At 47.1% G+C, this 13,075-nt stretch carries 11 protein-coding genes; 3 read left to right on the plus strand and 8 right to left on the minus strand.

Going from position 1 to position 13,075, the window contains the following annotated elements; genetic code table 11:
* Positions 1–45 precede the first annotated feature (45 nt).
* Complete coding sequence (locus AC3WJC_RS17990; RefSeq protein ID WP_492400501.1) at positions 46–1,575, plus strand: serine hydrolase; 1,530 nt, start codon at positions 46–48, stop codon at positions 1,573–1,575.
* Between the two features lie 213 nt (positions 1,576–1,788).
* On the opposite strand, the gene pafA is transcribed toward AC3WJC_RS17990, so the two are convergent.
* The 5 genes from pafA to AC3WJC_RS18015 form a co-directional block, all read right to left on the minus strand.
* Complete coding sequence (gene pafA / locus AC3WJC_RS17995; RefSeq protein ID WP_492400502.1) at positions 1,789–3,450, minus strand: alkaline phosphatase PafA; 1,662 nt, start codon at positions 3,448–3,450, stop codon at positions 1,789–1,791.
* 186 nt (positions 3,451–3,636) lie between these two features.
* Positions 3,637–4,734, minus strand: coding sequence for a glutaminyl-peptide cyclotransferase (locus AC3WJC_RS18000; protein WP_492400503.1), 1,098 nt, complete (start codon positions 4,732–4,734; stop codon positions 3,637–3,639).
* A gap of 5 nt (positions 4,735–4,739) precedes the next feature.
* Positions 4,740–5,108: a YraN family protein gene (locus tag AC3WJC_RS18005; RefSeq protein ID WP_492400504.1), complete on the minus strand. Its 369-nt coding sequence runs from the start codon at positions 5,106–5,108 to the stop codon at positions 4,740–4,742.
* Positions 5,108–7,069, minus strand: coding sequence for a DNA primase (dnaG, locus tag AC3WJC_RS18010; RefSeq protein WP_492400505.1), 1,962 nt, complete (start codon positions 7,067–7,069; stop codon positions 5,108–5,110). Before dnaG ends, AC3WJC_RS18005 begins: the two co-directional genes overlap by 1 nt.
* A gap of 60 nt (positions 7,070–7,129) precedes the next feature.
* Entirely contained in the window at positions 7,130–7,990 is an 861-nt protein-coding gene (locus AC3WJC_RS18015) for a DMT family transporter (RefSeq protein ID WP_492400506.1), read from the minus strand.
* 228 nt (positions 7,991–8,218) lie between these two features.
* Here AC3WJC_RS18015 and AC3WJC_RS18020 point away from each other — a divergent pair, with 228 nt between their 5' ends.
* The gene (locus AC3WJC_RS18020; protein WP_492400507.1) at positions 8,219–8,602 is read left to right on the plus strand and encodes a DUF6252 domain-containing protein; all 384 of its coding nucleotides are present in this window, start codon (positions 8,219–8,221) and stop codon (positions 8,600–8,602) included.
* Positions 8,603–8,760: 158 nt separating this feature from the next.
* The gene (asnS, locus tag AC3WJC_RS18025; protein ID WP_492400508.1) at positions 8,761–10,209 is read left to right on the plus strand and encodes an asparagine--tRNA ligase; all 1,449 of its coding nucleotides are present in this window, start codon (positions 8,761–8,763) and stop codon (positions 10,207–10,209) included.
* Positions 10,210–10,264: 55 nt separating this feature from the next.
* Here asnS and AC3WJC_RS18030 read toward each other — a convergent pair whose 3' ends face one another.
* From AC3WJC_RS18030 to tilS, 3 genes are read right to left on the minus strand one after another with little or no spacing between them, the layout of a single operon-like run.
* Entirely contained in the window at positions 10,265–11,197 is a 933-nt protein-coding gene (locus AC3WJC_RS18030) for a cobalamin-binding protein (RefSeq protein ID WP_492400509.1), read from the minus strand.
* Positions 11,198–11,236: 39 nt separating this feature from the next.
* Positions 11,237–11,716: a hypothetical protein gene (locus AC3WJC_RS18035; RefSeq protein ID WP_492400510.1), complete on the minus strand. Its 480-nt coding sequence runs from the start codon at positions 11,714–11,716 to the stop codon at positions 11,237–11,239.
* A 3-nt stretch (positions 11,717–11,719) separates the two neighbouring features.
* Positions 11,720–13,051, minus strand: coding sequence for a tRNA lysidine(34) synthetase TilS (gene tilS / locus AC3WJC_RS18040; RefSeq protein WP_492400511.1), 1,332 nt, complete (start codon positions 13,049–13,051; stop codon positions 11,720–11,722).
* Positions 13,052–13,075: the final 24 nt, after the last annotated feature.

Below are 13,075 nucleotides of genomic sequence, written 5' to 3' on the forward strand. Positions count from 1 at the left end.
TTTGCGTTAAATTAGTGTTTTTATAAAAATCGGCTTATAACTGTAATGAAAAAAATACTTCTACTGGTAATCACCGTATTAACCCTTAACATTACCTCGAAAGCTCAAAACGCCAATCGCAGTAAATTTATAGCCGATAGTTTACAGGCCTACATCAGCAGGGCGCTTACCAACTGGCGTGTGCCCGGCGCAGCGGTATGCATTGTTAAGGATAACCGCATTGTGCTGGTAAAGGGCTTTGGCATAAAGGAGCTTGGACTGAATAACAAGGTTGACGAGCATACCCTGTTTATGATCGGCAGCAATACCAAAGCCTTTACCGCTACCGCGATGGCTATGCTTGCCGCCGAAAAAAAGATCACCCTTAACGATAAGGTGACCAAATACCTGCCCGATTTTAAGCTGGATAACAAGGCCGCTACCGAATTGCTTACCATTCGCGATCTGCTTTGCCACCGCCTGGGTTTTCAAACCTTTCAGGGCGATTTTACGTTTTATAATACCAATCTTACCCGCAGCGAGGTAATGAGCAAAATGGCGCTGATGAAAGCGCCTTACGGCTTTCGTACCACCTGGGGTTACACTAATTCAGCCTTTTTAACCGCAGGCGAGATCATCCCCAAGGTTGCCGACCAGAACTGGGATATCTACCTGAAAGAAAAAATATTTGCCCCGCTTGGAATGAATAACACCCTTGGCCTGAGCGTAGCTATGACCAAAGCCTTTAACCGTTCTGCCGGCCATACCATTGCCGATAACCGGCTGATGGCCATACCATATGCCAACCTGGATAACATGGCACCTGCCGGGGCAATCAGCTCAACAGCGGTTGATATGGGTAAATGGGTTATGGCCCTGCTTAATAATGGCAAGGTAGGCAGTAAACAGGTAATACCCGAGGCCGCTATTGCCGCTACCCGCCAACCGCAGGACATTGTAGGCACTTCGGAGCACCTGGATGGCACTAAAAATTTTCAGTTATACGGGTTGGGTTGGTTTTTGGAGGATTATCATAACCACCGCCTGGTGATGCATGATGGCGGGGTGAACGGCTTTGTATCATCAGTTACGTTGGTGCCCGAAGAAAATCTCGGTATCGTGATCCTGACCAACACCGATCAAAACAACCTATACGAGGCTTTGCGCTGGGAAGTACTGGATGCTTACTTTAAACTACCCTATCGTAATTACAGCGATGCTTATTTAAAGGAATATAAAAACTATACTACTGAGCAGCTTGCGGCCGACAAGAAACTGCGTGACACGGTAGCCCGTAACCCGCGGGCAGAATTATCATTAAGTTATTACGAGGGGAAATTCACTAATCCGCTCTACGGCACCGTAAACGTTGAGCGTGGCGACAATAACGACCTGACCATGCGCTTTGAGCATCATCCTAAAATGTATGCCCGTTTGCAGCCGTTAGGTGCTAACCGCTTCTACGTAACCTTTAGCGACCCGATCCTGGGCAAAGCCATATTTCCCTTCACGGTACAAAACGGCAAGGTAACCGGCTTTAAACTAAAAGTAGCCGATTTTGTAGAAATGGGTGCTTATGAGTTTAAGAGGCAGTAGAGGGAGAGTCCGAAAGACGGAAGTAAAATAGTCCGGAAGACGGGAAGTCAGAAAGTCCGGAAGATGAAAGCTTTTTTAATCGCAGGTTTTATTATCCCGATTAAAATATAAACAAGAATGGCCAAGCGATATGCCTGGCCATTTTTATGTGAAATTTCTTTTTGACTTCTTGCCTTCTGGTCTTCCGGACTTTCCGTCTTCCGGACTCCCCGACTATCTCCCACTCATCACTTCCGGTATAGGCTGCCCGATGCAGCCGCTTGGTTGCTGGATGTGCAGCAGGGAGGCTATGGTGGCTGAAATATCCGTCATGTGGGTTTGGCGGGCAAGGCTGCCGTGTTTAATGCCCCAGCCCATAAATACCAGCGGGATGTGCGCGTCAAATGGTGCCCAGGTGCCATGAGTGGTGCCTGTACGGCCGCCGGCAAAGTAACCCGGCTTCAGCATGATCTGTATCACGCCGCTGCGTTCCTTGCTGTAGCCGTTGATTACACGCTCGCGTAAGTGGGCGGGTATGCTGGCTGTCGCAGCTTTGGTCATATCAACCGCGTACAGTACATCCGGATCTTTTTGCAGGATTTGGATGCAATCCGCTTTCAGGTCTTCCTCGTTCAGCTTGTTATCATTTATCACCTTGTAATTAAAGTTTACCTGGTAGTTGCTCAGGCTCAATACAATTTTATCGGCCTTGTATTTATCTTTTAAAAATTTGTTTAATTCGGTAGCGCCCTCATTCCAGTTGCCGGCCGGTATTTTATGGTCGGTCAGGAAAGTGGGGTTATGCGCCGCGGCATGGTCGGCAGTCAAGAACACGGTGTAATTGCCTTTGCCCACTTGGCCATCTAAAAAGGTAAAGAAGGCCGCCAGGTCCTTATCCAAACGCAGGTAAGTATCTTCGGTTTCTACCGCGTTAGGGCCAAACTGGTGGCCTACATAATCTGTTGATGAAAGGCTCACGGCTAAAAAATCTGTTACTACATTTTTACCTAATTGTTCGTTAGTCACAGCGGCTTTAGCCATATCCAGCGTAAATGAATTACCATAAGGCGTAGAGCGGATCATGCCCACGTTGCCTTTGTACAGTTGCGATGTTTTGATAGGGAAAACCGGAGCATCGGTGCCGCTGAATTTACCCTCGTATTTCGGGCTGTTATCCGGTGAACTTTGCAGGTAGGTATTTACCGGGTACAGCGTGTTCCAATCTTGTTTCAGGTACTTTTCGGCCAACTTTTGCCCGTTAAATGTTTTTACCCAGGCAGGCAGGTCGTTCATGTAATAGGTGCTGGTTATCCAATTGCCGCTGGCATCATCGAACCAATAAGCGGCATTAGCGGAGTGGCCGGCGGGTAGAATGCCGCCCCTGTCCTTAATAGCTACACCAATAACTTTTGAACGGAAATTAGTAGCCAGCTTAAGCTCATCGGTAATGGTGCTGGCCTGCAAATTGCGCGGAGACATCTGGCCTGCCTTTGAGCTGCTGCCTACGGTAGTTACCGAGCTATCCTCGGTACAATAGGTGGAGCGCCCTGTAGCCTGAACAATAAAATCATTACCGGCTATGCCGTGTATTGATGGTACCGACCCTGTATACACACAGCTATGCCCCGGCGCGGTAAAGGTTGGCAGGTAATCAACATCGGTATTATCGCAGGTAAAGCCCTCGTTAAGCATACGCTTAAAACCACCGGCTTGGTAGCGGCTGTAAAAACGGTACAGGTAATCCCAGCGCATTTGGTCAACCACTATGCCTACCACCAGCTTTGGGCGGGCAACATCATTGCCTGCGGTGGGTTGGGCAGCCGTTTTTTTTTGTGCAGATGCCGCACCGGCTACCGATGCCGACAGGAATAATGAAAACAGGAATTTATATTTCATAGCCTATTTGCTTTGTTAAAGTGCAAATATGCCAAACCCAATGTAAACTCAATATGATTTATGAGAATGTTACAAACCCCTCCTAATCCTCCCCGAGGGGGAGGACTTGAGATGAAATGAGGCATTTCTCTATTACCTTTTTGTATATAAAAGCCCTACCCCTCGGGGAGGATTCAGGAGGGGCATTTACAATGGTAATTCTTCCGTCTTCACAAACTTCACCTGGAAAAGCTTATCCCAGTTTTTACCGGTAACAAAAATACGTTTGCCTTTTGCATCGTAAGCTATGCCGTTAAGCACATCGGCGTTTGCATTGCGTTTATCTTTAGGGTACAGGCTGCTCATATCAATTTTAGCCAATACGGCACCTGTTTTAGGGTCGATCACCAAAATATCGTCTTTCAGGTAAACATTGGCGTATAGCTTACCATCAATATATTCCAACTCATTAACCTGGTCAATCTGTTTCTCGTTATCATAAACGTTGATAGCACCTATCTGGTGGTAATCGTTCTTATCTAAAAACAATATGCTGTTGCTGCCATCGGTATTATAGATCTTTTCACCATCGAAGCAAAGTCCCCAGCCTTCGGTACCGGCAGTGTAGCTAAAGCTTTTTAACAGCTTGAATGATTTTTTATCGTACACATAACCAATTTTCTCCTTGTAGGTAAGCTGTACAATCTTATCGCCAACTATGGTAATGCCTTCGGCAAAAACCTTTGGGTCAACCATGGCTTGTTGTACCACTTTGCCGGTATTCAAGTCAACCCTGCGCAGGCTTGATTGGCCGGTTACATCTTCACCCGGCGGCGGGGTCAGGTAACCGCCGTCACTCTCAAATAAAAACCCGTCGTGGTATTCCAAACCCTCGGTATATGATGAGGTATCATGCGGATAAACTTTTTCTACCTTAAAAGTATATACTTTAGGTGCTTTGGCAGCCAGCAAAACGATGTTGCTGGTAACCTCCTGGCTTTTGCCGCCGCTAAATACATTGGCCGTAATCACCTTATTACCTAATGGCATACCGTCGGTTTTAACGGTAACGGCAGTAGTGTCCTTACTTGAACCTATGCGCAGGGTATCCAGCATGTAAACCACCGAATCAACACTCATGCCATCCGGCAGGCTCACTTTAACAGAAAGTTCTTTACCCGCGTTAATGCTTGTCCCGGCTTCCGGACTTAATGCTATTTCGGCTGTTTTTGGTTTGTCGTCGCCGCAGCTTGCTACGGCTAACAGTGCTGCTCCGGCTAAAAAAAGTTTAAGTTGTTTGTTCATAAGTATCAATCAGCAGATGGCCAAAAGGCATCTTCAATATGTTTTAACGTATAATTCCCGCTTTTATTAAACAGTACCGAAATTATATCAAAACGCACATCGCCCTGGTGGTTTTTTAGGTAGATGTATTCATCCGCGGCTCGGGCCATCAGGCGTTGCTTGCGGTCATCAACAAAATCCTCGGGCGCTCCAAAACCGGTTCCGGTACGGGTTTTAACTTCGGCAAATATAATCACCCCGTTTTTAAATGCAATCAGGTCGATCTCGGCCCTGGCGTAGGTCCAGTTTTCGTCCAGTATTTCATAACCCAGATTTTGCAGATAAGTTTTAGCCAATGTTTCGCCCCGGCGACCTAATTCGAGGTGTAGCGCCATTATTTAAGGATTACCGAGCCCAGGTAGTCGGATATGTGTTTTTCAACCTTTTTCATGCGCATGTATTGGTTAAGCAGTATCTCCTGGTCCTGCTCGCCGGTGGTATTTTGCAGTTCCTTACGCAGGTTTTCCAGTATCTGGGCTACTTTATGCTTTTTAAGATGAAAAATAGCACCCAATATGGTGGCTTTCATGTTAGCCTGCTCATCGGGTACGGTTATCTTGTGCATTTCATACCAGTTTTCACTTAATGTATACCGGGTGGCCAGCATGGTAACGGTCAGGTCAACAATCTCTTTATCCTTATGGTGAATGTAATGCTGTTCATCGGGCAGTACGCCGTTTTCTACCTCGCGGCGATAGTCTTCCACAAAATTTTTACAGGCGGTACTCTCAAAAGTTACATCGCTCAGCTCAGCTATAATAAACGGGCCGATGTAGGTATTGGCAATGCCGTCCCAATCAATCATGCGGTTGCCGTACAATAACAGCAGGCGGATGATCTCCCGTTCCTGGGTGTACGCTTCCTCTCTTTTTTCAGTAGCTGGTGAAGCGGATGTACCCGGTTCATCAAAAAACAGGTCTTCGGGCGGCGCGTCCGGGTGTTGAGTTGAACGCTGGTTTTGGTTGTATTGCTGCTGCGAATCCTTTTTAGATTTAGCCAGCCGCATTTTGTTGAGTTCAGATAGCAGCGCGCGCTCATCTATCTGCATAATGTGGCTGCACTCCTTAACAAATACCGATGCCTTGATAGAATCGGGTATTTTGGCGATGCTCTCCACAATTTCACGTATAACACCAGCCTTGCGGATAGGGTCATTACCGGCCTCTTTTAGCAGGATGCCGGTTTTATAGAGTATAAAGTCTTTTTTATTTTGATCGATGTAGGTTTTGAAGGCATTGGTGCCTACGCTGCGTACATACGAGTCCGGGTCGTGCCCGTCAGGGAAAAGCACTACCTTAACGTTGAGGCCTTCCTCTAAGATCATGTCGAGCCCGCGCAGGGATGCCTTGATGCCCGCCGCGTCGCCATCATATAAAATGGTAACGTTCTTGGTCAGCCTGCCGATCAGCCTGATCTGCTCAACGGTTAGCGAGGTGCCCGATGAGGCCACCACATTTTCAATACCCGCCTGGTGAACAGATACCACATCGGCATAACCCTCTACCAGGTAGCAGTCATCCGCATCGCGAATGGCTTTTTTGGCAAAGTACAGGCCGTATAGTATGCTCGATTTATGGTAGATCTCCGATTCGGGAGAGTTTACATATTTGGGTACGCTTTTGTCGCTTTTTAAAGTGCGTCCGCCAAAGGCGATAACCCGCCCGGTAAAGCTGTGTATGGGGAACATTACGCGGCCGCGGTAACGATCGTACATACTGCCGTTATCCCGTTTTACTGAAAGGCCGGTTTCTTCCAGAAACTGCGCCTGATAACCCTCTTTTAAGGCTTGCGAGGTAAAGGCCTCCCATTGGTCGGGCGAGTAACCCAGCTCGAACTTGCGGATGGTTTCGGGCGTAAAGCCGCGTTCCTTAAAATAACTCAGGCCAATGCTTTTACCCTCGTCAGTTTCCCACATGCTGTCCTGAAAGAATTTGGCCGCAAAACCGGATACGATCATCAAACTTTCACGGTGGTTGGCTTCCTCCAGGTTTTCGGCACTCTCCACCGTTTCCTCTACCTCGATGCCGTACTTTTTGGCCAGCCATTTTAAAGCTTCGGGGTAGGTGAACTTTTCCATCTCCATTAAAAAGGTAATGGCCGAGCCACCCTTTGATGATGAAAAGTCCTTAAAAATGCCTTTAGCGGGAGACACCGTGAACGATGGCGTGCGCTCGTTACTGAACGGCGACAGGCCGATGTAGTTGGCACCGCGCTTTTTTAACTGCACAAAATCACCTATCACCTCCACAATGTCGGTGGCTTCCATAATACGGTCAACGGTAGCTTTGGTGATCATAGTAAGAAATGCAAAGGTAGGGCAATTGCGCCAATGCCTTTAGTAAATGCAAACGTTAAATTACGAAATTTTTGATTGCGAGGGCTTTAAAAATGTAAGGGCTATACCGCCAAGCACAATCAGGCTGCCGATGATCTCGGTAATGCCCAGCTTTTCGTGCAGTATAATAGCGGCTAATATACCGGTAACCACCGTTTGGCTTAGCAGCGTGATAGACACTTTGGTTGGCGCTAAAAATTTGATGGCGTAGTTAATGGTGATCCAACCGGCCAGCTGGCAAATAAGGCCCGTTGCCAAAAAATAAAGCCAGGTAACCGCCGGAAACCGGATCAGGTTGTAGCCGCCGCCAATACCTAATACCAATAAAAAAGCCATGGAGGCCAGCATATTGTAAAACATAAAGGTGAGCGTATTAACCCGTTGCAATACGCCTTTGCTGGTAACAATATACATAGAGTAAAAAAAGCTGGCCAGCACGGCAAGCATTACCCCATCGTTTATATGCAATTCAATAATATTACGGTAGCCCACCAGTACTACCATGCCGGCAATGGCGATGATGGTACCTGCCCAAAATAGCTTGCCGGTTTGCTTACGCAGAATAAAAAAACTGATGAGCCCCACCCAAACCGGTGCCAGGTTAGCCAGCAGGGTTGATACCGTGGCACTTATTTTTAAGATGGAGATGTTCCAAACGGCAATATCAGCCGCGAAGATGATACCGCAGATCAGGGTGATGAACAGATCCTTCCGCTCAATTTTGAGCAAGCCCTTTACCACACAATAAGGCAGCAAAAATATCCAGGCCATAAAAATGCGGTAAAAAGCGGCAGTGATGGCCGGCTCGGCGGCAAGCTTCACAAATATGGGCGAAAAGGAAATGAATATAATGCCTAATGCCAGGCTTGCTTTCGGATTCATGGAACAGGCATATAACGGGCAGCAAACTTACAAAAATAAATATGGCAAGCCTGTAGCATTTAGGCGATTGATGCCGTTATATTAGTGTAATTACCTAAATACCGATCAATTATGAACGCCAGATTACTTATTGCTTTGCTTGCTGTAGCAACCGCATTAACAGCGTGCTCAAGAAAAAAAAAAGAAGATGAGATGTGCTGTTTGAATTGTTGCAGACGACCTAACTTTATGAGTGCTGTAAAAGCTGATACCATATGGGGAACAGACAAACTGGAATTAAGCTATAACAAAGATTCGCTTATTCTGCTCGGCATCCGTAAAAATGAAACCCTGAGGTTAAGTATGAAGGTTATTGAGACCGGCAAATATATCATCAACCCCAAAAGCGGGGTTTATGATATTACGGTTGGTGGGGATGCTATAGTTGGTGAATACAGGGCCACTACCGATAGTGCTAATTATATAAAAGTTTTAACTTATAGCAAAAACACAGGATGGATAGAAGGGCAGTTTAAAATAAAGCTTACCAAAAGCGCGCGTTACACTAATCCGGCATTAGCTAATGAGGTAAGCTTTGTGAGCGGAAGGTTCGCAGCCGCACTGCCCAGATAACATGCGCAGCCAGGTACAATTATTTTTAACCGTTAATACCGAAGTACGGGTGCCGGCCTGGGCCGGAAATCCCGTTCCGGAAATTTATTTTTCAAAAGGCCGATTCAGAGTGGCTTTAGCTAAATAATTGTATTTTTGGCGCTCAATAATATAATTATATGGGCCAGAGAATTAAAATTAAAGCCTTGTTGGAGAGCGATGAAACCAACATTGATGTAACCGTAAAAGGATGGGTGCGTACCTTCCGCAACAACCAGTTCGTAGCTTTAAACGATGGCTCAACTAATAATAACGTACAAATAGTAGTTGATTTTGAGAATACCGATGCGGCTTTATTAAAACGCATTACCACAGGCGCGGCATTAAGCGTTACCGGTACCGTAGTACCGTCATTAGGTAAAGGCCAAAAGATCGACATAAAAGCTAAAGAGATAGAGGTACTGGGCGATAGTGACCCGGAAAAATACCCGCTGCAACCCAAAAAGCACAGCCTGGAGTTTTTACGCGAGATAGCGCACCTGCGTTTCCGTACCAATACGTTTGGCGCGGTGTTCAGGGTGCGTAACAGTTTGTCGTTCGCGGTTCACCAGTTTTTCCAGGAGCGCGGTTTTGTGTACCTGCATACGCCGGTAATAACCGCATCTGATGCGGAAGGCGCGGGTGAAGCCTTTAAGGTAACTAACCTTGATTTGGATAACCTGCCGCGTACAGATAGCGGAGAGATTGATTACAAGCAGGATTTTTTTGGTAAAGCCACCAACCTGACCGTATCAGGCCAGTTGGAGGGCGAACTGGGTGCCATGGCGCTGAGTGATATTTATACGTTTGGCCCAACCTTCCGTGCCGAAAACTCGAACACCACCCGCCACCTGGCCGAGTTTTGGATGATAGAGCCCGAAATGGCTTTTTATGATCTGGATGATAACATGGATATGGCTGAGGCGCTGCTTAAGTACGTTATCAAATACGCGTTAGACAAAAACCGCGAGGACATCGAGTTCCTGAGCCAGCGTTTGCAGGATGAGGACAAGCAAAAACCGCAGAACGAGCGCTCGGAAATGACGCTGCTTGAAAAGCTGGAGTTTTGTTTGGAGAACGATTTTGTGCGCCTTACCTACACCGAGGCTATCGATATATTAAAGGATTCGACCCCGAACAAGAAAAAGAAATTCCAGTACCTGGTTGAAGGCTGGGGTACCGACCTGCAATCAGAGCATGAGCGTTACCTGGTGGAGAAACACTTTAAAAAACCGGTTATCCTGACGGACTATCCGAAGGAGATCAAGGCCTTTTACATGCGCCAGAACGAGCCTGATGCCAATGGCCGCGAAACGGTGCGTGCGATGGATATCCTGTTCCCGGGTATCGGTGAAATTGTAGGCGGTTCGCAACGCGAGGAGCGTTTAGACAGACTTGAACAACGCATGGGCGAAATGGGCATACCTAAAGAGGAGCTTTGGTGGTATTTGGATACCCGCCGCTTTGGTGCCTGCCCGCATGCCGGTTTTGGCTTGGGCTTTGAGCGTTTGGTGCTGTTTGTTACCGGCATGGGCAACATCCGCGATGTGATCCCTTTCCCAAGATTCCCTAAAAACGCTGAGTTTTAATAACAGAAAATACAAAAGTCAAACGGCCTTTAGCGCTAAGCTAAAGGCCGTTTTTTTATACGCTGAACTTGATCCAGCCATTACCCTCAAACCCGAAGATGAATTGCTTGGGGTTGATGATCTCGGCCATGATCTCTAACGAGTCAACCAGCCGCGGACCGGGGCGGTTAAAGTATTGGTTGCCATCGGCAATGTATAGCCGGTTGTTCTTAATGGCCTTCAGTTCGGCAAATCCGGGTTTATCCAACAGTAAATTGATCTCGCGCATGGCGCGGTCAATAGCGAAACCACAAGGCATCAGCACCATAATATCCGGGTCGGCCAGGCGGATATCATCCCAATCCACATAAGGCGAATGTTTGCCTGCTTCGGCCAATACAGGTGTGCCACCGGCAATGTTCACCAGTTCGGGTATCCAGTTGCCTGATACCATCAACGGGTCAAGCCATTCAATACAGGCCACGGTCGGCTTAGCATCAATAAATTTCAGTTTGTGGCGGATGATGTTGATGCGGTCATCTAAGTCCTCGATCAATGTATCGCCAATTTCAACAAAATTCAGTGCCGATGCTACACTTTTTATGTCAGCAAGCATCTCATCAATGCTGTTGGGTTGCAATGATATGATCTGTGCCGGTTTATCGAGGTAGTCGGCCAGCGCCTTTTCTACTTCGGGGAGCGATACCGCGCAAACATCGCACTGCGCTTGTGTGATCACCACATCGGGCTGCAGTTCTTTGATCACTTCCTTTTTTACGGTGTATAAGGATAGCGCGTCGTTCAGTATCTCTTTTACCTTATTATCGATCCCGGCGCTGCTTAATCCGTCAGGAATATTAGCTTCTGTACAAACGGGCAGGGCTTTTACGCTTTCGGGGTAGTCGCACTCGTGCGAGCGGCCAACCAGGTTTTGTTCCAAACCTAAAGCGCAGACGATTTCGGTGGCTGATGGTAAAAGCGATATAATACGAAGGGGTGATGATGACATGCGGAAAAAATTAAAGTACAATAAAGCGACGATGAATTATCACCTCATTTCGCTTAGGATAGCCCTGAGCAGCTCATTAGCGTGCTGTGAGCCGATGATGTACAGCAAACCGTCACGGTCGGTAAGGTGTATGGCATCCTTGCCGCCCGCGTAAAAACGGATAGTGCCGCGGGTATGCAGGTTGTAAACCGGGTTATTGAACAGGTAACGGCTGTAAGTGTCTTTTTCGGCTTTTACAATACTGTTCAGGTCAATTTTTACCAGGCGGGTGGTCCACAAACCATCCAGCATAATGCTTTTGTTTTGCACGCGGGTACGAAAGTGCAGCAAAAAGCCCATGATGATAGAAATGATGATGATAGCGAAACCCACCACGATCAGCAGGTCGCCATTGCGGGCATTGCCCTCGGTAAACAGGTAAGCGGCGAAGCACGACATAGCCAGTACCAGCCTGATAGTTAACGGAATAAATTCCCTGCCCAGGTATTGTTTCTCGATGTAAACAGGTTTTTCGCTCATGCCTTATTTAAACAGTTCGAATATAATAACTTTTTTAGTGTTGTGGCTTACCTTATATCGCTCGTCGGGCCGGTAGCCTGCAACCCACATAATGTCTCCGTTGCCGTTTACCAATAACGGAATATGCTGCTTTTTGTGCAGCGGAATTTTCAGGTTGATAAAAAAATCACTTAGTTTTTTACGGGCTTTCATCCCCAGGGGATAAAAATAATCGCTTTGCTGCCAGTGGCGGATGCTGAGCGGATAGATCAGTTTTTCGCTGTCGATAGAAACGGCAAAGGCATTGTCGCGAATGATCAATGGCGAATCATCATGCAAAATAGCGATGCGCTGCCCGTTAAAAAGCACCTCGTGGTCATGCTCATTTATTGTTACGCTCTCAATTGATGCCGGGTTGTTCTCAACCAGTATCAGTTTACCCCGGTCAATGGTCAGCCGGTGCGTTGAGGATGCAAACCATTTACCGCTTTGCGCATCCAGGGATGCGATCACATCATCAACCACAGGTTCGGCAAAGCCATAGGTTTGCAGCAGTTTGTATAAGAGTAGCTGTTGCGGTTGCAAGGATTTTACGTCATCGATGGCTAAATATATTTCATCATCGTGCTGGATGAACAGATGTTGTCTTGCCTCCTCAACCTTTAACGTCAATAATTCTTCCAACTGGCGAAAGTGGCGCAGGTTATTATCAAAGGTATGTTCAAGGTTGGGGTTAAGCTCCCGTAGTTTAGGCACCACCTCATGCCTGAGCTTGTTACGCGCGTATTTGGTTGAGGCGTTCGAGCTATCCTCAACATAAGGTATATTCTCTGCTGCAACAACAGCCGTTATCTCTTCCCGTGTGAGAAAGAGCAGCGGCCTTACCAGTACCCCGTTCTTGGGCAGGATGCCGTGCAAGCCGGCAATGCCCGTGCCGCGCGTAAGATTTAACAATATTGTTTCGATCGTATCGTTCTTGTGGTGGCCAAGCGCGATCAGGTGGTAATTATGTTGCTGCCTTACCTGCTCAAACCAGTTATACCTCAGTTCCCTTGCCGCCATTTGTATGGATATTCTATGCGTATCGGCATAGATGGTGGTATCAAAATTGATGGTGTGAAAAGGTATGCCGAGTTGTGTGGCCAGGCTGCGGCAAAATTGCTGGTCAGCATCGGCCTCGCTGCCGCGAAGGCCGAAGTTGCAATGCGCTATGCCAAAACGGTAACCCGCCGCGCTGAATAACCGGGCGAGCAAAACAGAATCAATACCACCGCTAACGGCAACCAAAATGCTGTTTTGCTGCGTAAAAAGATTATTTTGCTCAATAAATTCGGTAAAGCGCTTAACTGGGAGCATGCATCAAAATTATTAATTTAATAA

The sequence above is a fragment of the Mucilaginibacter sp. FW306-07-L genome (assembly GCF_058782065.1).